Below are 24870 nucleotides of genomic sequence, written 5' to 3'. Positions count from 1 at the left end.
GTTATGAGTCGTTTGCAAAAACTTATCTTCATCTCGTTATTAGTCGCTCAAGGCGTGGTGATCGGTTTAGTAGAAAACATGATCCCTTACCCGTTTGCTTTTGCTCCCGGCGCTAAACTAGGGTTGGCCAATCTGATCACCATCATCGCATTATTCACGCTGCCGAAAAAAGACAGCTTTTTGCTGATCTGGCTGCGGCTGATTTTGACCACTCTGTTAGGCGGAACGATCTCGACGTTTTTATACAGCATGAGCGGTGCGATGCTCAGCTATTTCGGGATGCTGCTGGTGAAACTATTGGGACCTAAACGAGTGAGTATCGTAGGTATCAGTGCTACCGGCGGTTTTATGCATAATGTCGGACAACTGGTCACCGCCTCTTGGATCGCTCAGTCTTGGAGCGTGATGCTTTATCTGCCGGTCTTGTCTTTTTTAGGGATCTTATCAGGGATCGCTATCGGGATCGCCGCTAATTTCTTGTTGCATCGCGTCCAAACGCTGAATAAATTTCAAGCTGATTATGAAAGAAAAACCAAGCAACATTGGCAGTAGTTATTTGAAAAGGAGTTACCCATGAAACTTCATCCAATTTGGAATGATTATCCAACAGTAAAAAAAGAACTGATCGATACGCTGGCTCTAATGGAGAAAACGGTCAAGATCAAAAACAAATCCGTTGAAAAAGCCGTCTTAGAAATGATCCACTCAGGCGGAAAATTACTGCGTCCGGCTTATCAGCTGCTTTTTTCGCAATTCGGGCCAGAACAAGACCGGCAAAAAGCGATCGCATTATCCGCGTCTATCGAGATGCTCCACAACGCGACTTTGATCCACGATGATATCGTCGATCAGGCTGATATCCGCCGCAATCTGCCAACGATCGCCGCTGAATTCGGCAATGATGTAGCGGTATATGCCGGCGATTATCTGTTCGTCTGCTGTTTCAAACTGATGGCAGATTACGCCAGTTCATTACGAAGTCTGCAGATCAATTCCCGCAGCATGGACAAAATCTTATCTGGTGAATTGGGACAAATGGATGACCGCTATGCAATGGACATGTCCATTGACCAATACATTGAAAACATCTCCGGTAAAACCGCTGAATTATTCGCTTTGAGCTGTTCCGTAGGTGCTTTGGAAAGCGGCACGACAGAAAAGTTCGCCAAAAACGCCGCTGAGATCGGCTTGAATATCGGGATCGCTTTTCAAATCATCGATGATATCTTGGATTACAGCCAAGAAGAAAGCCATATCGGCAAGCCTGTCTTAGAAGATGTTCGGCAAGGTGTCTACTCACTGCCGCTGCTTTATGCTTTACAAGATGGACGGCAACAATTGGAACCGCTGCTGACCAAAAAAGACGCTATGACAGACGCTGATACCCAAGCGGTCTATCAATACGTTCAACAGTTCCAAGGTGTCCAAAAAGCGCAGGAATTAGCCGAAAAATATACGAACAAAGCCTTGCGGGCGATCCAAAAATTACCGGAAACACCGCAGCAAACTAAACAACTATTAGAAAAACTCACCCGTGAGATCCTTGCCCGCACCAATTAATAAACAGCAAAAGACATCCGAACATCAGTGAAGCTGCCAAAGCAGTCTTTCCAATGTTCGGATGTCTTTTTATACTATTCTTTTATCTTGGATGCCTGTTGCTCAGCGCATCGTCACGAATTCTTCCGCGCCAGTCGGATGGATCGCAACCGTGTTGTCAAAATCTGCTTTGGTGGCGCCCATCTTGATGGCTACAGCAAAGCCTTGCAGCATCTCATCGACACCGACACCGATGCCGTGCAGACCGATAATCTTTTCTTCTTTGCCTAAGCAGACCAGCTTCATCTCACATTTTTGACGATACTCATTCAATGCAAAATACATTGGTGTAAAGCGGGAACGATAGATCTTCAATTCTTCTTCCGGATAAAGTGCCCGTGCTTTTTCTTCCGACAATCCAATGGTCGCGATCGGCGGATGAGAAAAGAGGACAGTCGGTACCATTTCATAATCCAAATATAAATCTTTACCGTTGAACAAACGCTCGGACAAACGGCGCCCGGCTGCGATCGCTACTGGGGTCAAATCCAGCTTGCCGATCACATCTCCTACCGCATAGATCCCTTGAGCAGTGGTGTTTTGATAACGATCGACTTTGATAAAGCCCCGCTCATCCAGTTCTACTCCGGTATTTTCCAAGCCAAATCCGTCTGTATTCGGTATACGACCGCCGGCAAAAAGGACAAAATCAGCAGAAAGCGTTGAACCATTTTCAAAAAAGACCATGTAATCTTCGCCATTTTTTTCAATTCGCTCAGCTACATATTGCGGATAAACTTCGATCCCCGCTTCTTTATACATCTCCACCAGATTGCGTCCCAGCATCTCGTCAAAAGCCCGTAAAGGTCGTTCATTGCGATACGCCCATGCGACTTCGATCCCCATCTGCTGCGCTAATCCGGAAAATTCAACAGCGATATAACCGGCACCTAGAACCACCATGCGTTTTGGTTTTTCTGTCAAACGGAAAAAGTCATTGGAATCTTTCGCGTATTCGCCGCCGGGGATCTGCAATTTACCAGGACGTCCCCCAGTTGCGATCAAAATATTCGGCGCTGTAAAATGTTCTTCGCCGACTGCTACTGTTTCTTTATCAATAAACTGAGTATATCCGCGGATCACTTCAACATGGTTGCTGTCCAAGCCTCGTTGATAGGCTGTATGCAAGAAATGGATATATTTTTCCCGCCGTGCCACCAATTCAGCAAAATCAAATTCTTTGATCTCCGCATCGATCCCGTAGCTTGGCGCATCCCGCCGAATCATTTCCAGCATTTCGCTGGCTTGCCACATTACTTTTTTCGGTACACAACCGACATTGACACAAGTCCCGCCCAGCTGGTTGCCTTCGATCAGCAATACTTTTTGTCCATACATTCCTGCACGATTAGCAGATGCGATCCCGCCGCTGCCGCCGCCGATTACGATATAATCATATTGTTTCATGTGCGTTTCTCCTTACTTTCGTTTTTCTCTGCGCTATAAGTCCATCAAAACTAGTAAAATATCCGAACGATAGTCCTGCTGCGCCTGTTACATTTGTAACAAGGACCTGTTGGATCGCAGCCTCTAACGTCCGGATATCTCTTTTTTCAAATTTGTTTCTTACATGTTGAATTATTTTCTTTTACGGATCATATCTCCTGGATTGACTGGCTGTGCCACTGGCATCGTAACGATCATCATCGGATTTGGTGCCCGATCGATCATTTCGCCCTCTTCATTATGCATAACTGTTACTTGTTGTTCAAAATGTTGGAATCCAGGACCGTAAAATTCGATCTCATCACCTACTGAAAACAGATTCCGCTGACGGATCGTAGCGATCTGAGTTTCAGGATCATAGGCCATGACTTCACCGACGAATTTATATTGAGGGATCTTACGGCGTGCGCCGAATAATTGTTCATTTTCTGTCGGTGTTTGATAGTAAAATCCTGTGGCCAATTCCCGCTGTGCGACTTTCCATAATTCGTCGATCCATTCTTGTTTGCAGACATAGTTTTCCGGATCTTCCATATAGCTGTCGATCGCTGCTTTGTAAACATTAGAAACGGTTGAAACGTAATGGATGGATTTCATTCGTCCTTCGATCTTCAAGCTGTCTACGCCGTTTTGAATCAAATCAGGGATATGTTCAATCATAGTCATATCCACTGCACTCATAGAAAATTCTTCATTCACTGCGCCTTTGTCGGTCAAGCTTTGATGCTGCTCTGTTCCAAAAGGCATGTCGAACAGATCATATTTCCAACGGCATGATTGAGAACAGCCGCCGCGGTTGGCATCTCTCATGGACATATGATTAGACAGCGTACAACGACCGGAATACGAGATACACATCGCGCCATGGATAAAGGCTTCGATCTCGATATCGGTATTTTTGCGGATCTCCGCTACCTCTGCCATCGAAACTTCCCGTGCCAACACGACACGTTCCAATCCTTCTTCCTTCCAAAATTCCAATGTCTCGAAATTTGTCGCGGAAGCTTGTGTCGATAAATGGATCGGCAGTCCCGGCGCTTCGGTGGCGCAGATCTCGATCAATGCCGGATCGGAAACGATAACTGCTGAGATCCCTACATCCCGCAATTCTCGGAAAAATTCGCCGGCACCGGCTTGATTGCCTTCATGAGTCACCATATTAGCCGCTACATAAACTTTCGCGTTATGAGCTTTCGCATAGGCGACACCTTCTGCCATTTCCTCGTAGCTGAAATTGCCGGCTCGGCTTCTAAGACCATAAGCGTTCCCGCCGATATAAACTGCATCAGCGCCATAATGGATCGCTGTTTTGAGTTTTTCCAACGTCCCGGCTGGTGCCAATACTTCTGGACGTTTTAATTGTTGCTTGCTCACATTCTACACCTTCTTATTTAATCTCATCGGGATCGACATAATAAAATCCTGTGTCTAATCCTCGTTGTTGCGGATGATTGGCGATCACTTGCTGATTCAAGTTCTCCGCGGCTTCTTCTGTCCACTCGCCGGCTTCCAGTAGTGTGCGCGCCTGTTGAAAGGCTTTGGCAATCTCTACAAAGGCCTCTCCCGGACAGAAGATCCCGTCTAATTTCCATGTTTGGAAACGATTAGCCGCTAATTGATCCAATTCCAGCATCAAGTCCACATCGTTATCCGCAAAAATATGCGTACCATGACTGTCTTCATAGATGGAATAATGGGTCTCGTCTTTTTTCGGCTCTGATAAAAAGAGTCCCCGCTGACGGTTGGTTTCTTCTTCCTGCTGGGTATAATTATAGTAATTTTGCAATAATGGCCGTTTTGAATGATGGATGCAGGTAGCACCGTACACTAAGACTTCCACCGGGATCGTTAATTCTTTTGCCATGATCTCCATCTCGCCGAAAGGTACTTCCCGTGCTAAAACAGCGCCCACAGCATTTCTTTTAGCCCAGAAATTGATTTGACGGGCACTGGTCACCAATGTTTCCCCATCATAGATGAAAGGGATCTGCAATTCCGGATTTTTTTTCATCACAAACACGATCCCAGGATCGCCGATCACGATTTGATCCACATTGATGGATTTCAAGAAAGCCAGATAATCAGGGATCAGTTTCATTTTTTCAGGATGCATAATACCATTTACTGCGATGGATGCTTTTTTTCCTGCGGCGTGAGCCAAATCTACTAGTTCTTTTTGTTCTTGACGGCTGAAAGAAGCCGGCAAGCGCAAACCAAACTCTTCTTCCCCGAAAACGATTGTATCTACACCAACAGCCAGTAACGCTTGCGCCTGTGCCAGCGATTCCACTGTTGCGATCAATTCACTCATAATGTACCTCCTTTATAACTCAATAATAGTATCACAGGAATTTCCACTTTCCAAGTAGCAAACGGACGTTATCTTATAGGAAAAAAAGAAAAAGATACCCACCACCGGAGTGATGAGTATCTTCTGTTTTGCTGATCAGACTTTTTGTAATTTTTTCGGTGCTTTCGGTTCTTTGACAGACAATGTGATCTTGCCTTTTTTCGCACCGATCGTTACATGATCGCCTAAGTGGATCATCCCTGAAAGCAATGCTTCACTGAGTCGATCTTCAACTTCTTTTTGCAACGCGCGACGGATAGGCCGTGCACCATATTCCGGATCAAAACCGGCTTTGCCGATCACATCGATAGCGCTTGGCGTGATCTTCAAGTGAATCTCTTGATCTGCCAGACGTTTGATGATCAGCTTGCTCATGATCTTGACGATCTTATGGATCTCGGCTTCGTCTAATGAGCGGAAGACCACTGTTTCATCGATCCGATTCAGAAATTCCGGACGGAAGGCTTTTTTCAATTCTTCCAAGATCCGTTTTTGCATCGCTTTGTGATCTTTCGTCAAATCCGTCACATTGAAGCCGACACTTTTTTCTTCACGGATCTGAGTCGCTCCGATATTAGAGGTCATGATCAAGATCGTATTGCGGAAATCAACTTTTCGGCCTTTCGAGTCAGTCAAATGACCGTCATCCAAAACCTGCAGCAAGATATTGAAAACATCTGGATGGGCTTTTTCCACCTCGTCCAATAAGATCACTGAGTAAGGTTTGGAACGGATCTTTTCAGTCAATTGTCCGCCTTCTTCGTAACCTACATATCCTGGAGGTGAACCGATCAGACGGCTAGTGCTGTATTTCTCCATAAATTCGGACATATCGACACGAACTAATGAATCTTCGCTGCCAAACATCGCTTCTGCCAATGCCTTTGCCAGTTCAGTCTTCCCGACACCAGTAGGTCCCAAGAACATAAATGAACCGATCGGGCGATTCGGATCTTTCAATCCGCTGCGGGCACGACGAATAGCTCGCGCCACTGCTTTGACAGCTTCATCTTGTCCTACTACGCGCTGATGGAGAATCGATTCCAATTCCAACAGACGTTCGCTTTCTTTCTTTTCCATTTGCTGCAGCGGCACACCCGTCCATTGGGAAACTACTGTGGCGACATCTTCTGCCGTCACGCGGTCTGCAAAGCCGGAAGCTTCTTTTGTTTCGGCAAATGAAAGCTCAGCTAAACGTTGACTCAAGCGTTTTTCCCGTTGGCGCAATCGAGAAGCCGTTTCGAAATCTTGATTTTGGATCGCACTTTCTTTTTCATGCATCAAACGAGCGATCTCTTCTCTAAGATTAAGCAGCTCTGATGGTTCATCGGCTTTGTCCAAACGAACTTTTGCCGCTGATTCATCCATCAGATCGATGGCTTTGTCCGGCAATTGTCGGGAGTTGATATAACGTACTGACAATTGGACCGCCGCATGCAGCGCATCATCGGAGATCTCAACACCATGATGTTTTTCATAGCGCGGACGCAAGCCCCGCAAGATCTCTTCAGCTTCTTCCGGTGTCGGTTCATCTACTTGGACTCGAGCAAAACGCCGCTCTAAAGCAGAATCTTTTTCGATATATTTTTGGTATTCATCTAATGTCGTTGCACCGATCGTTTGCAATTCGCCGCGAGCCAATGCCGGCTTCAAGATATTAGAAGCGTCGATGGCACCTTCAGCGCCTCCTGCTCCGATCAATGTATGCAGTTCATCGATAAAGAGAATGATCTGTCCGTCTTGATAGATTTCATCAATGACTTTTTTCATACGGTCTTCAAATTCACCGCGGTATTTCGTACCGGCGACCAATGCTCCCATATCCAGCATCATCAAGCGTTTTTCCCGCATGTCTTCAGGAACTTCCCCGTTGATGATTCGTTGAGCCAAACCTTCAGCGATCGCTGTTTTACCTACACCTGGTTCTCCTACCAGCACGGGATTGTTCTTCGTGCGGCGGCTCAAGATCTGGATCAGACGTTTGACTTCTTTGGCACGACCAACTACAGGATCTAAGCGATTATCGCGAGCAAGCTTCGTCAGGTCACGGGCCAGATTATCCAGTGTCGGAGTTCCCTGGGTCTGCGCTGCTTTATTTTGCATTTGACGACGCCGATTGCCATTGTTTTGATTTTTTTCATTCAATCCAAGTTTCTTTTTCAACGTTTGACGCATCTTAGGCAAACTCAATCCGAGATTTCCCATGATTCGTGAAGCTAGGATCTCTTCATCACGCAATAATCCTAATAACAAATGCTCCGTGCCGATCTGAGGAGCACCTAAACGCTTCGCTTCATCTCCCGCATAAGCAAAGATCTGTTTCGCCCGCGGAGAATAAGGCAGGTAGACACCTTCTGGATAACGAGCAACTGTTCCATAACCTGTTAAATGTTCGATCTCTTCACGGATATCTATTTCACTGGCATGCATTTCCCGCAATGTTTTCCCGGCGATGCCTTCTTGTTCCAACACCAGCGCCAGCAAGAGATGTTCCGAACCGACTGACTGATGCTTAAAATTCTTGGCTTCTTCTTGAGCGATAGCTAATACCGCTTTTGCTCGTTCTGTAAATAATTCATCCATGGAAAATCACTTCCTATCTTTATAACTTAATCGTTTCAATACTGAATGCAGTATGCTTGCCCGAATCGCGTCCTCTTCTTCAAATTCAGTCAGACTGTTTTTAGAGACCGCCGCTAAAAGCAGATTGCCTTCATTTCTGCTGACTATCGCTTCTTCGAACAGCTTTTGAATAATTTCAAAAGCGTCTTTTTCGCTGATTTTCTTATCGAACAATTGATTCACTTGCTCTAAGAAATGGTGTTTATCCGAAATCTTCACTTTTTCAATACGAATATATCCGCCGCCGCCGCGCTTGCTTTCGACTGCATAGCCGCGTTGGATAGTAAAGCGGGTGTTAATAACATAATTGATTTGAGAGGGCACACAATTAAAAAGATTGGCCATTTCAGCTCTTCTAATTTCGATCATTTCGCTGTCTTCGAGAATTTTTTTCAAATAAGCTTCAATCAAATCGGAAGTATTATGATGATTCATCCTTCATTCCTCCCTTGACTAATACTGACCTTAATTATACCTAATTTCGCCTAATAATCAAAGAATCATGTATTTGGATAAACAAAAAAACGAAATCAGTACGATTTCGTTCCAACGCGCCCAAGAGGAGTCGAACCCCTAACCTTTTGATCCGTAGTCAAACACTCTATCCAGTTGAGCTATGGGCGCATAATATTAAGTTAATATTTTCTTAATCTCAGTATAGCCTAAAATAAAAAAGAAATAAAGTAAAAATCGGGAAGACAGGATTCGAACCTGCGACCCCTTGGTCCCAAACCAAGTGCTCTACCAAGCTGAGCTACTTCCCGGAAACTAGTCCTTATATATCAAAAAGACTACGCGCCCAAGAGGAGTCGAACCCCTAACCTTTTGATCCGTAGTCAAACACTCTATCCAGTTGAGCTATGGGCGCATGTTGTGAAATGCCGAGGACCGGAATCGAACCGGTACGGTGATCACTCACCGCAGGATTTTAAGTCCTGTGCGTCTGCCAGTTCCGCCACCCCGGCGCGTTGTGGCAAAAAGCGGAAAACGGGGTTCGAACCCGCGACCCCCACCTTGGCAAGGTGGTGCTCTACCACTGAGCTATTTCCGCATCTTCAGATGCCGGCTAAAGGACTTGAACCCTCGACCCTCTGATTACAAATCAGATGCTCTACCAACTGAGCTAAGCCGGCTTTTTTTAATGCGGGTGAAGGGACTTGAACCCCCACGCCGTAAGGCGCTAGATCCTAAATCTAGTGCGTCTGCCAATTCCGCCACACCCGCATATACGAAATGAGCCGTACAGGGCTCGAACCTGTGACCCTCTGATTAAAAGTCAGATGCTCTACCAACTGAGCTAACGGCTCATATGGAGGTTAACGGGATCGAACCGCTGACCCTCTGCTTGTAAGGCAGATGCTCTCCCAGCTGAGCTAAACCTCCATGATCTATAAAACAGCGTGGCGACGTCCTACTCTCACAAGGGGCAACCCCTCACTACAATCGGCGCTAAGAAGCTTAACTTCTGTGTTCGGCATGGTTACAGGTGTATCCTTCTCGCTATCGCCACCACACTATTTAATTGAGTAAGTCTTGCTCACTCAAAACTGGATTTGAAGAAAGTCTCAAAACTCTTCCGAGTTTCATTTTGGTTAAGTCCTCGATCGATTAGTATCAGTCCGCTCCAACCATCACTGGTCTTCCACTTCTGACCTATCTACCTGATCATCTCTCAGGGATCTTACTTTCTTAAAGAAATGGGAAATCTCATCTTGAGGTGGGCTTCACACTTAGATGCTTTCAGCGTTTATCCCTTCCCTACATAGCTACCCAGCGATGCCTCTGGCGAGACAACTGGTACACCAGCGGTAAGTCCATCCCGGTCCTCTCGTACTAAGGACAGCTCCTCTCAAATTTCCAACGCCCGCGACGGATAGGGACCGAACTGTCTCACGACGTTCTGAACCCAGCTCGCGTGCCGCTTTAATGGGCGAACAGCCCAACCCTTGGGACCGACTACAGCCCCAGGATGCGACGAGCCGACATCGAGGTGCCAAACCTCCCCGTCGATGTGGACTCTTGGGGGAGATAAGCCTGTTATCCCCAGGGTAGCTTTTATCCGTTGAGCGATGGCCCTTCCATGCGGAACCACCGGATCACTAAGCCCGACTTTCGTCCCTGCTCGAGTTGTTGCTCTCGCAGTCAAGCTCCCTTCTGCCTTTACACTCTTCGAATGATTTCCAACCATTCTGAGGGAACCTTTGGGCGCCTCCGTTACCTTTTAGGAGGCGACCGCCCCAGTCAAACTGCCCATCTGACACTGTCTCCCACCACGATTAGTGGTGCGGGTTAGAGTGGCCATAACGCAAGGGTAGTATCCCACCAGCGCCTCCGTCGAAACTAGCGTCCCGACTTCTACGGCTCCTACCTATCCTGTACATGCGGTACAGACACTCAATATCAAACTACAGTAAAGCTCCATGGGGTCTTTCCGTCCTGTCGCGGGTAACCTGCATCTTCACAGGTACTAAAATTTCACCGAGTCTCTCGTTGAGACAGTGCCCAAATCGTTACGCCTTTCGTGCGGGTCGGAACTTACCCGACAAGGAATTTCGCTACCTTAGGACCGTTATAGTTACGGCCGCCGTTTACTGGGGCTTCAATTCGTACCTTCGCTTGCGCTAAGCACTCCTCTTAACCTTCCAGCACCGGGCAGGCGTCAGCCCCTATACGTCATCTTTCGATTTTGCAGAGACCTGTGTTTTTGATAAACAGTCGCTTGGGCCTATTCACTGCGGCTGCTCGTTAGAGCAGCACCCCTTCTCCCGAAGTTACGGGGTCATTTTGCCGAGTTCCTTAACGAGAGTTCTCTCGCTCACCTTAGGATTCTCTCCTCGACTACCTGTGTCGGTTTGCGGTACGGGCCGTTCAATTCTCACTAGAAGCTTTTCTCGGCAGTGTGACATCAGAAGCTTCGGTACTTAAATTTCCCTCCTCATCACAGCTTGTCCTTAACAAAAGCAAGCATTTGACTCACTTTCAGACTTACTGCTTGAACAGACATATCCATCAGTCTGCACTTCTTAGCCTCCTGCGTCCCTCCATTGCTCAAACAAATTGAACGGGTACAGGAATATCAACCTGTTGTCCATCGCCTACGCCTGTCGGCCTCGGCTTAGGTCCCGACTAACCCTGGGCGGACGAGCCTTCCCCAGGAAACCTTAGTCATTCGGTGGACAGGATTCTCACCTGTCTTTCGCTACTCATACCGGCATTCTCACTTCTAAGCGCTCCAGCAGTCCTCACGATCTGCCTTCAACGCCCTTAGAACGCTCTCCTACCATCGTACCAAAGGTACGATCCACAGCTTCGGTAATATGTTTAGCCCCGGTACATTTTCGGCGCAGGGTCACTCGACTAGTGAGCTATTACGCACTCTTTAAATGGTGGCTGCTTCTAAGCCAACATCCTAGTTGTCTGTGCAACCCCACATCCTTTTCCACTTAACATATATTTGGGGACCTTAGCTGGTGGTCTGGGCTGTTTCCCTTTCGACTATGGATCTTATCACTCACAGTCTGACTCCCGGATATGAATGAATGGCATTCGGAGTTTATCTGAATTCGGTAACCCGAGATGGGCCCCTAGTCCAAACAGTGCTCTACCTCCATCATTCTTAATTCCGAGGCTAGCCCTAAAGCTATTTCGGAGAGAACCAGCTATCTCCAAGTTCGTTTGGAATTTCTCCGCTACCCACACCTCATCCCCGCACTTTTCAACGTACGTGGGTTCGGTCCTCCAGTGCGTTTTACCGCACCTTCAACCTGGACATGGGTAGATCACATGGTTTCGGGTCTACGACTACATACTCATTCGCCCTATTCAGACTCGCTTTCGCTGCGGCTCCGTTTCTTCCACTTAACCTCGCATGCAATCGTAACTCGCCGGTTCATTCTACAAAAGGCACGCTATCACCCATTAACGGGCTCTAACTTGTTGTAGGCACACGGTTTCAGGATCTATTTCACTCCCCTTCCGGGGTGCTTTTCACCTTTCCCTCACGGTACTGGTTCACTATCGGTCACTAGGGAGTATTTAGCCTTGGGAGATGGTCCTCCCGGATTCCGACGGAATTCCTCGTGTTCCGCCGTACTCAGGATCCTCCTAGGTGCTTTCCAAATTTCGTCTACGGGGTTTTTACCCTCTTTGACGGACTTTTCCAAGTCCTTCGACTATCTGAAAAAACTACCAGATCGGAGTCCTACAACCCCAAGATGCAAGCATCTTGGTTTGGGCTTTTCCCGTTTCGCTCGCCGCTACTCAGGGAATCGAATTTTCTTTCTCTTCCTGCAGGTACTTAGATGTTTCAGTTCTCTGCGTCTACCTCGAATGTGCTATGTATTCACACAAACGTAACATCCTATCAAAGATGTTGGGTTCCCCCATTCGGAAATCTCTGGATCATAGCTTACTTACAGCTCCCCAAAGCATATCGGTGTTAGTCCCGTCCTTCATCGGCTCCTAGTGCCAAGGCATCCACCGTGCGCCCTTATTCACTTAACCTAATACAACCTTGCGGTTGGGTTTTGAGTCGTTTCTCTAGCGATAGAGGCGTACTCAAGAATAAGCTTTGAAAAAACTTCTTAAAAAACTCTTTTCAACGCGGTGTTCTCGGTTTGTTTTGATTCTTTTCTTCAAATATCCAGTTTTCAATGAACAAGGTTAACGACTAATGTCGTTAATGGAGCCTAGCGGGATCGAACCGCTGACCTCCTGCGTGCAAAGCAGGCGCTCTCCCAGCTGAGCTAAGGCCCCGGGGGTATTTAATTAAGAGTAGACCTCTCAAAACTGAACAAAGGCAAACGATGTGTAAGTTTCCGTAATAATTTCCTTAGAAAGGAGGTGATCCAGCCGCACCTTCCGATACGGCTACCTTGTTACGACTTCACCCCAATCATCTATCCCACCTTAGGCGGCTGGCTCCAAAAAGGTTACCTCACCGACTTCGGGTGTTACAAACTCTCGTGGTGTGACGGGCGGTGTGTACAAGGCCCGGGAACGTATTCACCGCGGCGTGCTGATCCGCGATTACTAGCGATTCCGGCTTCATGTAGGCGAGTTGCAGCCTACAATCCGAACTGAGAGAAGCTTTAAGAGATTAGCTTAGCCTCGCGACTTCGCGACTCGTTGTACTTCCCATTGTAGCACGTGTGTAGCCCAGGTCATAAGGGGCATGATGATTTGACGTCATCCCCACCTTCCTCCGGTTTGTCACCGGCAGTCTCGCTAGAGTGCCCAACTAAATGATGGCAACTAACAATAAGGGTTGCGCTCGTTGCGGGACTTAACCCAACATCTCACGACACGAGCTGACGACAACCATGCACCACCTGTCACTTTGTCCCCGAAGGGAAAGCTCTATCTCTAGAGTGGTCAAAGGATGTCAAGACCTGGTAAGGTTCTTCGCGTTGCTTCGAATTAAACCACATGCTCCACCGCTTGTGCGGGCCCCCGTCAATTCCTTTGAGTTTCAACCTTGCGGTCGTACTCCCCAGGCGGAGTGCTTAATGCGTTTGCTGCAGCACTGAAGGGCGGAAACCCTCCAACACTTAGCACTCATCGTTTACGGCGTGGACTACCAGGGTATCTAATCCTGTTTGCTCCCCACGCTTTCGAGCCTCAGCGTCAGTTACAGACCAGAGAGCCGCCTTCGCCACTGGTGTTCCTCCATATATCTACGCATTTCACCGCTACACATGGAATTCCACTCTCCTCTTCTGCACTCAAGTCTCCCAGTTTCCAATGACCCTCCCCGGTTAAGCCGGGGGCTTTCACATCAGACTTAAGAAACCGCCTGCGCTCGCTTTACGCCCAATAAATCCGGACAACGCTTGCCACCTACGTATTACCGCGGCTGCTGGCACGTAGTTAGCCGTGGCTTTCTGGTTAGATACCGTCAAGGGATGAACATTTTACTCTCATCCTTGTTCTTCTCTAACAACAGAGTTTTACGATCCGAAAACCTTCTTCACTCACGCGGCGTTGCTCGGTCAGACTTTCGTCCATTGCCGAAGATTCCCTACTGCTGCCTCCCGTAGGAGTCTGGGCCGTGTCTCAGTCCCAGTGTGGCCGATCACCCTCTCAGGTCGGCTATGCATCGTGGCCTTGGTGAGCCGTTACCTCACCAACTAGCTAATGCACCGCGGGTCCATCCATCAGTGACGCAAAAGCGCCTTTCAAATATCCTTCATGCGAAGAACATTGTTATACGGTATTAGCACCTGTTTCCAAGTGTTATCCCCTTCTGATGGGCAGGTTACCCACGTGTTACTCACCCGTTCGCCACTCCTCTTTTTCCGATGAGACAAGTCTCGGTGGAAAAAGAAGCGTTCGACTTGCATGTATTAGGCACGCCGCCAGCGTTCGTCCTGAGCCAGGATCAAACTCTCATAAAAAGTTTGGAAACGATCAATTGATCGTTAAGCTCATTGAATTGATTTGCTAGCTATTGCTTGCATGTATTTTGCTTCTTGAAAGAAGCGCCCTACACATTTGGTTCGTTTGCTTGCTTTGTTCAGTTTTCAAAGGTCTACCGTGCTGTTTCAGCAACTTTTTAATCATATCAGAGCGACAAGTGTTTGTCAACTCTTTTTTTGATTTTTTCGCAGGAGCTAGAAACTCAAGAAGCGAAATGTTTAGCTGTCTGACAGCGACTTTGTTATTTTAGCAAGCTTTCGCGTTGCTGTCAATAACTTTTTTAAGTTTTTTTCAAACTTTTTTATTTGTTGTTCTCAAGCGTTGTTTCTCTCTCAGGAACATGTAATAATATACCAAGCATTCAAGTGCAAGTCAACTAAAAATTTGTTGTTCTATCAACTTTTTTGAAAGTCCGTTCGCAAATAAAAGCGACTGATTTTTTATTCGTTTTCCTTGGTTTTTTCAATAGATAAAACCGCTTTTCTTCATTTAAAGTTCGTGTTTTATTTTTGCGTTTTACAAACAGCTTTTGTTTTTTACTATTAAGGTAGCTTTAAGTGTCTACTTTTTCTTTTTTTTGATACTATTAAACTGACAGTTTCATAATTTGTATTATATAGGAGGAATTTATTTATGAAGATATTAGTTGCTGACGATGACAAAGAGATCGTGGAATTATTGAGTATCTACATCCACAACGAAGGATACGAAGTCGTTAAGGCTTATGACGGCAAAGAAGCTCTTTCGAAAATCAGAACGACACCGGATATCGCTTTACTGATCTTGGATATCATGATGCCGGAAAAAGATGGGATGCAAGTTGTTAAAGAACTGCGGAAAGAATCCCAGATCCCGATCATCATGCTGACGGCAAAAACCACTGATATGGATAAGATCAAAGGTTTAGTAGCAGGTGCTGACGACTATGTCACAAAGCCGTTTAATCCTTTAGAAGTCATGGCGCGGGTCAAATCCCTCTTACGCCGGACAAGCATGCAGACAAAACCAGATCAACCGGATATCTTGGAAGTCAGCTCACTGATCATCAACAAAGATTCTCACGAAGTCAAGACTGCTGACGGTAAAGAGATCCAATTGACAGCATTAGAATTTGGTATCTTATACTTGTTAGCTTCTCATCCTAATCGTGTCTTCAGCGCTGACGAGATCTTTGAACGGGTTTGGAAACAAGAGAGTGTCGTTTCTGCTAAAACGGTCATGGTCCATGTCAGTCATTTGCGGGATAAGATCGAAGAAGCGACCGGCGGCGAAAAAGTCATCCAAACAGTATGGGGAGTTGGCTATAAAATAGATGCAAAATAATCCAGAAAAAAAGAAACGAATCACGCTAACTTCCAAAGAAATCAGCGAACTTTTCGCGGAAGGCATCATTACGATCATTTTATTACTTCTATTAAATGTAGCGGTTTTGGTCGTGTTGTCTTCTGTCGTCCACAACTCGCCTTCTTTGAATGATGCGATCTGGGACTCTAAGAACATTTTTGCTCAGCGGCTGGATACGGATATCTTTTGGAATGGGCGCAACTTCATTTTACCGTTGTTTCTGTTTCTAGATTTAGCGGTTTTATATTGGCGCTTGATCCGCCGTTATCATCAAATGCAGCTGCGGCACATCATCAGCGAGCTGCACTACATTGCTAATGGCAATTACGATCATCGTATCCCTTTTGAACTTCGGGGCGATTTAAATCGTGTGGTGACAAGTATCAACGGTTTGGTGGACAGTACAGTAGCAGCCATCGAAGACGAGCGGCAGATCGAAAAATCAAAGGATGAATTGATCACAAACGTCAGTCATGATATCCGGACACCGCTGACTTCTATCATCGGTTATTTGGGACTGATCGAAGACGGCCAATATCGTTCGGAAGAAGATCTGCTGAAGTACACCCATATTGCATACTTGAAAGCCAAGCAGATGAAATCTTTGGTAGATGATCTCTTTGAGTACACCAAAGTCCGCCAGCCTACTGTGCCTATCAATCTTACGAGCTTTGATATGGTCCAGATGATGGAACAGATCGCTGTGGACTTCGAATTGGAGGCCCAGAAAAAAGGGATCCATATCCAAACTGTTGCGGAAACACCGCAGCTGATCATGGACGGTGACACAGAAAAACTGGTGCGTGTCTTCAATAATCTGCTGACCAACGCCTTAAAATATGGAAAAGGCGCAACTAAAATCATCATCGAAGTCCAAAAAGTCGGCACGGAAGTCGTATTGACCGTAAAAAATAATGGCGAGATGATCCCCCGTGAAGCGTTGGATTCTTTATTCGATCGGTTTTATCGGGTGGAAAGTTCTCGCAATCAGGAAACTGGCGGGACTGGATTGGGATTAGCAATCTCACAAAGCATCATCGCTTTGCATGGCGGCTATATCTACGCCAAATCCACGCCGGAGTGGACCTCTTTTATCATCCATTTGCCGATCCAACGAAATAAAAAAGTGGTATCGGAAAGTTGAAAAACTCCCTCAGCTTCCAAAAGAATCGTTTCCCCAGTTGACAATCATGACTGTTTTCAATTAGTATGAGCGTATACTTAATCGGGAAAACTAGTAATTATTTCGTTGTTTTTAGAGAGTTGACGGGTGCTGAAAGTCAACAGCAGCGAATAATGAATCCATTTTCCATTCAACGTATATGACGAAAGCTTATGCCTAAGTCATATCGGCTGACGACCGTTAGAACGTCTACAAGGGCAGTGTTGACACTGAACTTGGGTGGTACCGCGATAAATGATTCGTCCCAAGCATAGCTTTGGGACGATTTTTTTTATAGTTTTTATCAATTAATTAGGAGGATGTATCATGTTAGATGTCAAAATGATCCGTCAAAATTTTGCAGAAGTAAAAAGTAAACTAAGTACGCGTGGTGTACCAGAAGAAACACTGACTCGTTTTTTAGAGTTGGATGAAAACCGCCGCCATCTATTAGTCCAATCAGAAGAATTAAAAAAATACCGTAACGATGTTTCCGGAGAAATCGCGCAATTGAAACGCAACAAAGAAGACGCCGCCGAAAAAATCGCGGAAATGAAAGAAGTCGGCGAAAAAATCAAACACTTCGATGAACAGATCGCTGAAATCGATGAACAACTGCGGACGATCGCTACGACTTTACCGAACTTACCAGCTGATTCAGTACCAGTCGGCAAAGACGAAGATGACAACGTGGAAGTACGTCGTTGGGAAACACCTCGAACATTTGATTTTGAACCAAAACCTCATTGGGAAATCGCAGAAAATCTAGGGATCTTGGACTTCGAACGGGGAGCTAAAGTTTCCGGCAGTCGTTTCGTCTACTATCGCGGTCTAGGTGCTCGTTTGGAGCGGGCATTGTACAACTTTATGTTGGACCAGCATATTTACGAACACGGCTACACAGAAATGATCACTCCGTATATCGTCAACAGCAATTCGATGTTTGGGACTGGACAATTTCCAAAATTCAAAGAAGATGTTTTCCAATTAGCTGATACCGATCTGACATTGATCCCTACTGCTGAAGTACCTTTGACAAACTTTTATAACGGCGAGATCCTAGACGGCAAAGAATTGCCGATCTCAGTCACTGCATTGAGCCCTTCTTTCCGTTCAGAAGCCGGAAGTGCCGGACGGGACACTCGCGGTTTGATCCGTCTGCATCAATTCAACAAAGTCGAAATGGTAAAATTCAGCGATGCGGAACATTCTTATGACGAGTTGGAAAAAATGACCAACAATGCCGAAGATATCCTGCAAAAACTGAATCTGCCTTATCGTGTGATGGCATTATCTACTGGCGATATGGGCTTTTCCGCAGCGAAGACTTATGATTTGGAAGTGTGGATCCCAGCTCAAGATACTTACCGGGAAATCAGCTCTTGCTCTAACTGTGAAGATTTCCAAGCACGCCGCGCTATGATCCGTTACCGGGATGAAAACGGCAAGATCCGTTACGCTCATACATTGAACGGTTCAGGTTTAGCAGTTGGCCGGACAGTAGCCGCTGTTTTAGAAAATTACCAAAATGCAGACGGCAGTGTAACAGTTCCAGAGGTGTTGGTTCCTTACATGGGCGGCGTTACAGTCATTAAATAAGGGTCGCATTTTATAACAAGTATTCTGTGAGTTGCGGTTGTATAATTGTTACATTAATGTTACATTATTATTACAACGATAATAATTATACTTACTGGGAGGCTTAGCAATGAACAAAAGTACTTATGAACCATCCCGTAGTCGACGTCGCAATTCTCAGCCACAAAAGCCCAATCAGTCAAACAAGGGGAAAAATTTATTTACTTTGTTGAGCATCCTTTTTGTTTTAGGTGTCTTTGGCGGTGGTTATTGGATTTTTACTATAAAAAACAACGAAGTCATGGCAACAGAACACTTTGCCGATAATGCGAAGGTCTTGTTGGCAGATATCCAAGAAGAACGCGACCAAAGCGGGTTAGCTAATAAAAAGACCATTGACAGCTCCGATCAGTTAAAAGTAGTAGTTTATACACCGCAAAAAGCCAATCTGCCTTTTGAAGATTTGGAAAAAGACTTGCAAACAATCACTGAAAAAAACAAAGAGCAGACGAAGAAAGATGAAATGGCGGTCATTGTCAGCAAAGTCACACTTCGTCATTTAACAGATCAAATGGACAGATACCAAATCATTTCCGAACGGTATCGGTGGAACGAAGCGAAACGTGAATTTATAAAAGAAGAGACGTTGGAGGATTCCCCTCTTTACGCCTCTCAGCAAACCGGAAAAATGATCACCGCAAAAGATTTGATTCCTTCCGAAGCGGATCTTTTGGGGATCCAGCAAGTGATCCAGCAGAAAATATTGGACCAATCCGATGACAAAACAATGATCGACAAAGTACTGGCACTGCCTGCTATCAGTTTTGACAGTGAATTTACGTATTCACCAGAGAAACTAACAGTAGTATTGCCGAAAAACGATACTGGTGTCGATAAGATCACGTTGGATTACAAAGAGATCGCCGCATTTATCAATACCGAGTTTGTGGACCCGTCTACGATCGAAGGTGCTTTGCCGACTTTAGATCCTAATAAAAAATACGCGGCATTGACTTTTGATGATGGTCCAAATCCTGCAACGACACCGAAATTGCTGGATATTTTAAAAGAAAAAAATGTCAAAGCGACCTTTTTCATGATTGGTGAAAATGTCACAGCCAATAAGGAGATCGCCAAACGAATCCATGAGGAAGGACATGAAGTAGGCAGTCATACTTACACCCACACACCACTGCCGGGATTGTCACAAGAACAAATCCAGACAGAAGTTCGCAAGACCGATAAAGCGATCTTTGAAGCGACTGGTGTATTGCCTCAAAATATTCGCGCGCCATATGGAGCAGTGGATGTCAAAACCGCACGGATCACCGCAAAACCATTTATCGAATGGTCCGTAGATTCCGCGGATTGGCAGACTAAAAACACTGAAAGCATCAAGCGGCAAGTCTTGTCGCAAACCTATAACGGCACACTGATCTTGATGCATGATATCCATCCGGAAACAGTGGACGCTGTACCGGCAATCATTGACGGTCTGCAAAAGGAAGGTTATGAGCTGGTCACAGTCGATACATTGTTAAGCAGCCGGCAAAAACCGCTCCATCAATATTTTGGTGTAGGTGACGAACGCGTTGTTGATTGATACTGCTTAAAACAAAAAATCTCCAACTGACAGTTGAGGAAACTCACTGACAGTTGGAGATTTTTTATGCTCAATTTTTTTCTAAAAAATAATATTCTCTTTAATGATCTCCAGATTCTTGATCCAAATATGGCGATTTTTGACCTCGATAGCGCCCATTTCTTTCAGCTGCTGCATCATGCGATTGACAGAACTGGCAGAAGCGATCCCGCAAAATTTTGCGATCTCTTCGTTTGTCACGATGAAATCGATCAAGATCCCTTTGCCTTCCACTTCTACGCCAAACATATCATATAGTTCATAGATCTGGGTACAGACGGCACCGAATTTACCGTTCATCAGCATCTGCTGCATCTTTTTCATGGAATGGAGCAGACGGATCCGATAATAATCTTTTACATAATTTTGCAGATCAAAATTGCTGTTGATGTGTTTCCAAAATTCCACGCGGTCGATCCGATAGAGCTCCGCTTTCTCCGATTCCACCCGTATATTGAACGGTGCATCGATAAATTGCGAATACTCATCTTTAAGCAATGAGACGATCTCTAACCCATTGATATACTCGATATTAAATTCCCGTCCATCTTTTGAGATGACACTGGTTTTGATCACACCGCTTTTCAAAATGTAGACATGTTTGTCTTGCAACCCTTCATAAATCAAATACTTTTTCTTTCCTTTTACAATAACCGGAAATGAATGATCATTAAGATAATCACTTAAGACCTTACTATCCATTTTTGGCGCACTCCCCTACCCACTTCGTTTCTGACTCCATCATAGCAGATGTATCTTAAAGATACACTAATAATCTTTTCTGAAAATTTACAAAAATCATTAACATATGTTGTTGATTTTCGTTTTTTATTTTTGATAATAACTGAAAATACCGTCAAAGTCGCATTTTTTCTTTTCTGCTCCCTGCTATAGTTAAACACGTAAAAAAAAGAAAAGAGGTTGTTAACATGGAACAATGGACAGATTTATTGATCGAGCGACTTGAGACAGCATACCGGGCACGTTTTGACCGAGAAGCCGCATTGGTTTTTCTTAATGATGCGTACCAAGAATATCTTTTATTGCGTACCCAACAAGATACTCCTTTCAATGAAGAACAAAAAGAGATTTTGCTGCACTTCATGGAAACTCGTGATCTATTTATCCGGCAATTAGTAGATCGTTACCCTTCTAACTATGCTGATGTAGAACAAAAGATCCGCCAATTAAAAGCTGACTGCCATACAGACGAAACCGTCGCAGCAGGATCTTTCAATATGCATCTGCATCCTGCTTTCTAAAAAATTTCATATGAATCATACAATATTGGAGTGGACAATCTGAATGGAAGACAAATTATTCAACAAAGGATTTATTAGTATCACTGTTATCAATTTTATCGTATTTTTGGTTTATTATCTCTTAATGGTCATCATCGCTGTAATCGCCCAAGACCATTTAGGCGCAACTCCTGGACAAGCCGGTTTTGCTTCTGGAATCTACATCATCGGAACACTATTGGCTCGGCTTTATGTTGGTAAAAAAATCGAACTTTTCGGACGTAAAGCGGTCTTGCGTTATGGCGCAGTCTTTTATCTATTGACTACTCTTGCTTACTTATATATGCCAACGATCTATACAATGTATGCTGTCCGTTTCTTGAACGGTTTTGCTTACGGCGCTGTTTCAACTGCGACAAATGCTATCGTTACTGCTTATATTCCCGCATCTAAAAATGGTGAAGGAATCAATTATTACGGATTGAGCACCAGTTTAGCTGCTGCGATCGGACCTTTCATCGGCATGATTTTATTGAATACTACTAATTTTTATTTTATCATCGGTTTTTCAGCAGTTCTTGTAGCATTGACGACGATCGGTTGTTTCTTCATGCCAGTCAAAAATATCACATTGACGGATGAACATCGAGCACTTTTGAACAAATGGACATTGAACAGCTTCGTAGAATATAAAGTATTGTTCATCTCATTTATCGCTTTCTTGATCGGTTTGGCTTATTCCAGCGTATTGGCATTTTTATCTTCTTACGCACAAGTCATCCATTTAGTGACTGCCAGCTCATTCTTCTTTGTCGTTTACGCATCAGTCATCACTGTGACTCGTCCTTTATCTGGTCGGATCTTTGATGCCAAAGGCGAAAACTATGTAATGTATCCTAGCTATCTGTTCTTGACGTTAGGTTTGGTTGTATTAGGTTTCACTTCTTCCAGCTGGATGCTTTTATTAGCTGGTGCCTTCATTGGATTAGGATATGGAACATTTATGTCAAACGGCCAAGCTATCTGTTTGAAAAAAGTCGACAGCCATCGGATCGGTATCGCACTGTCCACTTACTTTATCGGATTAGATCTTGGATTAGGCGTTGGTCCTTATGTCATGGGTGAATTACGCAGCCTGCTGTCATTCTCCGGATTGTATCTATTTTCCGCAGTGATCCCTGTTGTCTGCGCAATTCTTTACAAACTGTTTTACAAAAAAAGCGGACCTAAACCTGAAACAGTTCCCGAATCAGTAGTGGAATAAGTTTTACCTATTCATGTAATAAACATGAGTCAGCTTTTGAGTTAGCTTTTATCATAATGTAACGACTATCAGATTCAGAATTTTTGACTGGATTTTGATAGTCGTTTTTTTGTGTGTTTCTTAATAAAAAGGCAACAGATAAAATGAAAATATTTATCCATTGCCTTTAATATAGATTCATGCCGTGATTTATTTTCAATTTTTACTGGTGATAGAGACCAGTTCAAAGTCGCTGATGAATTTGTTTAGCGAGTAAGCTGCAAATAAAATCGCGACGATGGAAGCAATCAACCCTCCCCAAAACATACTTGTAAACATTTCAGCGAAAATTCCTTCGTTGGAAAGCGTATTGGCGATCGGTGTTGGCAACAAATAAATGAACCACGCCGCACTGATGTTCACCAATAATTTTAATACTGATTTGATCATGATCTTCCTCCTACTCCTATAAGTGATATATTCGACAACAGCCGGTTTGCTATGTATTGGATCAGTTCCAAAAAAAGAATAGCATTTATAGATAACCCTTACAACGCTTTTCAAAATAAATCTGCTGTTTTGTTTAATGGTCTGCCATCAGTCTTACATACTAAAAAACGAGGATCAAAGTCATGTGTGCTGACTGTTGATCCTCGTTTTGTTTTTAGTATTGCTTTATAAGCTTACTCGTCTGATCTTAAGATTCCACTGAGTAGTTTGGTGCTTCTTTAGTGATTTGGACATCATGAGGGTGGGATTCTTTCAAACCGTTGCCGCTCATTTGAACGAATTGGGCATTTTCCCGCAATTGTCCAAGATCAGCTGCGCCAACGTAACCCATACCGGATTTCAATCCACCGATCATTTGGAAGATGATGTCTGACACACTGCCCTTGTAAGCTACTCGTCCTTCGATACCTTCTGGGACTAATTTATTGGCTTCATTGACGCCGCCTTGGAAGTAACGGTCACTAGAACCTTTTTCCATCGCACCTAATGAACCCATACCACGATAAGTTTTGAAACGGCGTCCTTGATAGATTTCAAATTCACCTGGAGATTCATCGGTACCTGCCAGCATGCTTCCCAGCATAACCGCATGTCCACCGGCTGCCAATGCTTTGACGATATCACCGGAATATTTGATCCCGCCGTCTGCGATGATTGCTTTGCCGTATTGACGAGCAACAGACGCAGCGTCATAAATAGCAGTCAATTGAGGGACTCCGACCCCCGCAACGACACGTGTCGTACAGATCGAACCTGGTCCGATCCCGACTTTTACCACGTCAACGCCGACATCATACAATGCTTTCGTTGCTTCAGCGGTCGCCACATTACCGGCGATCAATATTGCTTCTGGGAAAGTTTCGCGAATTTCTTTGATCTTACGGATCACACCAGCACTGTGTCCGTGTGCGGTATCAATGACGATCGCATCCACACCGGCTTCCAATAATGCTTCTGCCCGTTCGAATGTATCGCTGGTCACGCCGACTGCGGCAGCTACCAATAAACGGCCATGTTCATCTTTAGCCGCATTTGGGAATTCGATGACTTTTTCGATATCTTTGATGGTGATCAAACCACTTAGACGTTCGTTTTCGTCTACGATCGGCAGTTTTTCGATTTTGTGTTTTTGCAGGATGTTTTCGGCATCTGCTAATTTTGTACCCACTGGAGCGGTCACTAAGTTGTCTTTGGTCATGACTTCAGCGATAGGAATGCGATAATCTGTAACAAAACGCATATCCCGGTTAGTGATGATCCCCACTAACTTGCGGTTTTCCATCGTTTCTACGATCGGCACGCCGCTGATGCGGTATTTTGCCATCAAGTGTTCTGCATCGGCTACTAGATGTTCCGGTGTCAGGAAAAATGGATCGATGATCACGCCGCTTTCGGAACGTTTTACTTTGCGGACTTCATCTGCCTGCGCTTCGATGCTCATGTTCTTGTGGATCACGCCTAGACCGCCTTGTCTTGCCATCGCGATCGCCATCTTGCTGTCAGTTACTGTATCCATACTGGCACTGATGATAGGGATGTTCAACCGAATATTTTTAGCTAGCTGCACGTGCATATCTACCTCATTCGGCAGAACATGACTTTCTGCTGGTATCAGCAGTACATCATCAAAAGTTAAACCTTTTTTCGCGAATTTTGTTTCCCAGTTGGACATTGTGGGTACCACTCCTCTGTTTTAATTTTATCTATGAAATTAAC

Annotated in this window: 16 protein-coding genes, 10 tRNA genes, 3 rRNA genes and 1 other annotated feature; of the genes, 8 read left to right on the top strand and 21 right to left on the bottom strand. The window is 44.9% G+C overall.

Going from position 1 to position 24870, the window contains the following annotated elements; genetic code table 11:
• Positions 1 to 3 precede the first annotated feature (3 nt).
• Positions 4 to 552, top strand: a complete 549-nt coding sequence (locus tag EFB00_RS06335; protein WP_122646023.1) for a Gx transporter family protein — start codon at positions 4 to 6, stop codon at positions 550 to 552.
• Between the two features lie 21 nt (positions 553 to 573).
• Positions 574 to 1560, top strand: coding sequence for a polyprenyl synthetase family protein (locus EFB00_RS06330; RefSeq protein WP_122646022.1), 987 nt, complete (start codon positions 574 to 576; stop codon positions 1558 to 1560).
• A gap of 102 nt (positions 1561 to 1662) precedes the next feature.
• Here the strand turns inward: EFB00_RS06330 and gor are convergent, their stop codons facing one another.
• From gor to EFB00_RS06240, 18 genes are all read right to left on the bottom strand, one after another.
• On the bottom strand, positions 1663 to 3006 hold the full coding sequence (gene gor / locus EFB00_RS06325) for a glutathione-disulfide reductase (RefSeq protein WP_122646021.1): 1344 nt from the start codon (positions 3004 to 3006) through the stop codon (positions 1663 to 1665).
• 171 nt (positions 3007 to 3177) lie between these two features.
• Positions 3178 to 4419 (bottom strand): peptidase U32 family protein, encoded by a 1242-nt coding sequence (locus EFB00_RS06320; protein WP_122646020.1) that lies wholly within the window; start codon positions 4417 to 4419, stop codon positions 3178 to 3180.
• Positions 4420 to 4432: 13 nt separating this feature from the next.
• Positions 4433 to 5356, bottom strand: coding sequence for a peptidase U32 family protein (locus tag EFB00_RS06315; RefSeq protein WP_122646019.1), 924 nt, complete (start codon positions 5354 to 5356; stop codon positions 4433 to 4435).
• 135 nt (positions 5357 to 5491) lie between these two features.
• Positions 5492 to 7978 carry an ATP-dependent Clp protease ATP-binding subunit gene (locus EFB00_RS06310; protein WP_122646018.1) on the bottom strand — a complete coding sequence of 829 codons (2487 nt, stop codon included), beginning with the start codon at positions 7976 to 7978 and terminating at the stop codon, positions 5492 to 5494.
• Positions 7979 to 7984: 6 nt separating this feature from the next.
• Positions 7985 to 8452, bottom strand: a complete 468-nt coding sequence (locus EFB00_RS06305; protein WP_122646017.1) for a CtsR family transcriptional regulator — start codon at positions 8450 to 8452, stop codon at positions 7985 to 7987.
• 115 nt (positions 8453 to 8567) lie between these two features.
• Positions 8568 to 8641, bottom strand: a tRNA-Arg gene (locus EFB00_RS06300).
• A 66-nt stretch (positions 8642 to 8707) separates the two neighbouring features.
• Positions 8708 to 8781: transfer RNA gene (locus EFB00_RS06295), tRNA-Pro, on the bottom strand.
• Positions 8782 to 8811: 30 nt separating this feature from the next.
• Positions 8812 to 8885 (bottom strand) — tRNA-Arg (locus tag EFB00_RS06290).
• Positions 8886 to 8896: 11 nt separating this feature from the next.
• Positions 8897 to 8982, bottom strand: a tRNA-Leu gene (locus EFB00_RS06285).
• A gap of 14 nt (positions 8983 to 8996) precedes the next feature.
• Positions 8997 to 9068: transfer RNA gene (locus tag EFB00_RS06280), tRNA-Gly, on the bottom strand.
• 9 nt (positions 9069 to 9077) lie between these two features.
• Positions 9078 to 9150: transfer RNA gene (locus EFB00_RS06275), tRNA-Thr, on the bottom strand.
• A gap of 9 nt (positions 9151 to 9159) precedes the next feature.
• A tRNA-Leu gene (locus EFB00_RS06270) sits at positions 9160 to 9241 on the bottom strand.
• 10 nt (positions 9242 to 9251) lie between these two features.
• Positions 9252 to 9324: transfer RNA gene (locus EFB00_RS06265), tRNA-Lys, on the bottom strand.
• A gap of 3 nt (positions 9325 to 9327) precedes the next feature.
• Positions 9328 to 9400, bottom strand: a tRNA-Val gene (locus tag EFB00_RS06260).
• 15 nt (positions 9401 to 9415) lie between these two features.
• Positions 9416 to 9531 (bottom strand): 5S ribosomal RNA (gene rrf / locus EFB00_RS06255).
• Positions 9532 to 9605: 74 nt separating this feature from the next.
• Positions 9606 to 12520, bottom strand: a 23S ribosomal RNA gene (locus EFB00_RS06250).
• A gap of 179 nt (positions 12521 to 12699) precedes the next feature.
• Positions 12700 to 12772 (bottom strand) — tRNA-Ala (locus EFB00_RS06245).
• An 80-nt stretch (positions 12773 to 12852) separates the two neighbouring features.
• Positions 12853 to 14412 (bottom strand): 16S ribosomal RNA (locus EFB00_RS06240).
• The 16S, 23S and 5S rRNA genes sit together here with 10 tRNA genes alongside, the layout of an rRNA operon.
• 655 nt (positions 14413 to 15067) lie before the next feature.
• On the opposite strand from EFB00_RS06240, the gene croR reads away from it, so the two are divergent.
• The 4 genes from croR to EFB00_RS06220 all read left to right on the top strand — a co-directional run bounded on the left by croR (position 15068) and on the right by EFB00_RS06220 (position 20121).
• A complete protein-coding gene (croR, locus tag EFB00_RS06235; protein WP_122646016.1) occupies positions 15068 to 15757 on the top strand; it encodes a response regulator transcription factor CroR in 690 nt (229 codons plus the stop codon).
• Positions 15747 to 16922, top strand: coding sequence for a sensor histidine kinase (locus tag EFB00_RS06230; RefSeq protein WP_122646015.1), 1176 nt, complete (start codon positions 15747 to 15749; stop codon positions 16920 to 16922). Before croR ends, EFB00_RS06230 begins: the two co-directional genes overlap by 11 nt.
• 77 nt (positions 16923 to 16999) lie before the next feature.
• Positions 17000 to 17211, top strand: a binding site (T-box leader).
• Between the two features lie 56 nt (positions 17212 to 17267).
• Positions 17268 to 18539 carry a serine--tRNA ligase gene (gene serS / locus EFB00_RS06225; RefSeq protein ID WP_122646014.1) on the top strand — a complete coding sequence of 424 codons (1272 nt, stop codon included), beginning with the start codon at positions 17268 to 17270 and terminating at the stop codon, positions 18537 to 18539.
• Between the two features lie 109 nt (positions 18540 to 18648).
• Positions 18649 to 20121 carry a polysaccharide deacetylase family protein gene (locus EFB00_RS06220; protein ID WP_122646013.1) on the top strand — a complete coding sequence of 491 codons (1473 nt, stop codon included), beginning with the start codon at positions 18649 to 18651 and terminating at the stop codon, positions 20119 to 20121.
• Positions 20122 to 20202: 81 nt separating this feature from the next.
• Here EFB00_RS06220 and EFB00_RS06215 read toward each other — a convergent pair whose 3' ends face one another.
• The gene (locus EFB00_RS06215; protein ID WP_122646012.1) at positions 20203 to 20862 is read right to left on the bottom strand and encodes a Crp/Fnr family transcriptional regulator; all 660 of its coding nucleotides are present in this window, start codon (positions 20860 to 20862) and stop codon (positions 20203 to 20205) included.
• Positions 20863 to 21089: 227 nt separating this feature from the next.
• On the opposite strand from EFB00_RS06215, the gene EFB00_RS06210 reads away from it, so the two are divergent.
• Both EFB00_RS06210 and EFB00_RS06205 read left to right on the top strand, forming a co-directional pair.
• Positions 21090 to 21422 carry a hypothetical protein gene (locus EFB00_RS06210; protein ID WP_122646011.1) on the top strand — a complete coding sequence of 111 codons (333 nt, stop codon included), beginning with the start codon at positions 21090 to 21092 and terminating at the stop codon, positions 21420 to 21422.
• A gap of 43 nt (positions 21423 to 21465) precedes the next feature.
• The gene (locus EFB00_RS06205; RefSeq protein WP_122646010.1) at positions 21466 to 22665 is read left to right on the top strand and encodes an MFS transporter; all 1200 of its coding nucleotides are present in this window, start codon (positions 21466 to 21468) and stop codon (positions 22663 to 22665) included.
• 195 nt (positions 22666 to 22860) lie between these two features.
• On the opposite strand, the gene EFB00_RS06200 is transcribed toward EFB00_RS06205, so the two are convergent.
• Both EFB00_RS06200 and guaB read right to left on the bottom strand, forming a co-directional pair.
• Positions 22861 to 23094 (bottom strand): hypothetical protein, encoded by a 234-nt coding sequence (locus EFB00_RS06200; protein WP_122646009.1) that lies wholly within the window; start codon positions 23092 to 23094, stop codon positions 22861 to 22863.
• A gap of 247 nt (positions 23095 to 23341) precedes the next feature.
• On the bottom strand, positions 23342 to 24826 hold the full coding sequence (gene guaB / locus EFB00_RS06195; RefSeq protein WP_122646008.1) for an IMP dehydrogenase: 1485 nt from the start codon (positions 24824 to 24826) through the stop codon (positions 23342 to 23344).
• Positions 24827 to 24870: the final 44 nt, after the last annotated feature.

The sequence above is a fragment of the Enterococcus mediterraneensis genome (genome assembly GCF_900604485.1).
Taxonomy (GTDB): domain Bacteria; phylum Bacillota; class Bacilli; order Lactobacillales; family Enterococcaceae; genus Enterococcus_C; species Enterococcus_C mediterraneensis.
This window is presented reverse-complemented; position numbering and strand designations above follow the sequence as displayed.

Coding starts and splice junctions, on each gene's coding strand:
- EFB00_RS06215 (WP_122646012.1), bottom strand. CDS start 20,862: ATGGATAGTAAGGTCTTAAGTGATTATCTTAATGATCATTCATTTCCG.
- EFB00_RS06205 (WP_122646010.1), top strand. CDS start 21,466: ATGGAAGACAAATTATTCAACAAAGGATTTATTAGTATCACTGTTATC.
- guaB (WP_122646008.1), bottom strand. CDS start 24,826: ATGTCCAACTGGGAAACAAAATTCGCGAAAAAAGGTTTAACTTTTGAT.
- gor (WP_122646021.1), bottom strand. CDS start 3,006: ATGAAACAATATGATTATATCGTAATCGGCGGCGGCAGCGGCGGGATC.
- EFB00_RS06210 (WP_122646011.1), top strand. CDS start 21,090: ATGGAACAATGGACAGATTTATTGATCGAGCGACTTGAGACAGCATAC.
- serS (WP_122646014.1), top strand. CDS start 17,268: ATGTTAGATGTCAAAATGATCCGTCAAAATTTTGCAGAAGTAAAAAGT.
- EFB00_RS06230 (WP_122646015.1), top strand. CDS start 15,747: ATGCAAAATAATCCAGAAAAAAAGAAACGAATCACGCTAACTTCCAAA.
- EFB00_RS06305 (WP_122646017.1), bottom strand. CDS start 8,452: ATGAATCATCATAATACTTCCGATTTGATTGAAGCTTATTTGAAAAAA.
- EFB00_RS06335 (WP_122646023.1), top strand. CDS start 4: ATGAGTCGTTTGCAAAAACTTATCTTCATCTCGTTATTAGTCGCTCAA.
- EFB00_RS06330 (WP_122646022.1), top strand. CDS start 574: ATGAAACTTCATCCAATTTGGAATGATTATCCAACAGTAAAAAAAGAA.
- EFB00_RS06220 (WP_122646013.1), top strand. CDS start 18,649: ATGAACAAAAGTACTTATGAACCATCCCGTAGTCGACGTCGCAATTCT.
- EFB00_RS06310 (WP_122646018.1), bottom strand. CDS start 7,978: ATGGATGAATTATTTACAGAACGAGCAAAAGCGGTATTAGCTATCGCT.
- EFB00_RS06200 (WP_122646009.1), bottom strand. CDS start 23,094: ATGATCAAATCAGTATTAAAATTATTGGTGAACATCAGTGCGGCGTGG.
- croR (WP_122646016.1), top strand. CDS start 15,068: ATGAAGATATTAGTTGCTGACGATGACAAAGAGATCGTGGAATTATTG.
- EFB00_RS06315 (WP_122646019.1), bottom strand. CDS start 5,356: ATGAGTGAATTGATCGCAACAGTGGAATCGCTGGCACAGGCGCAAGCG.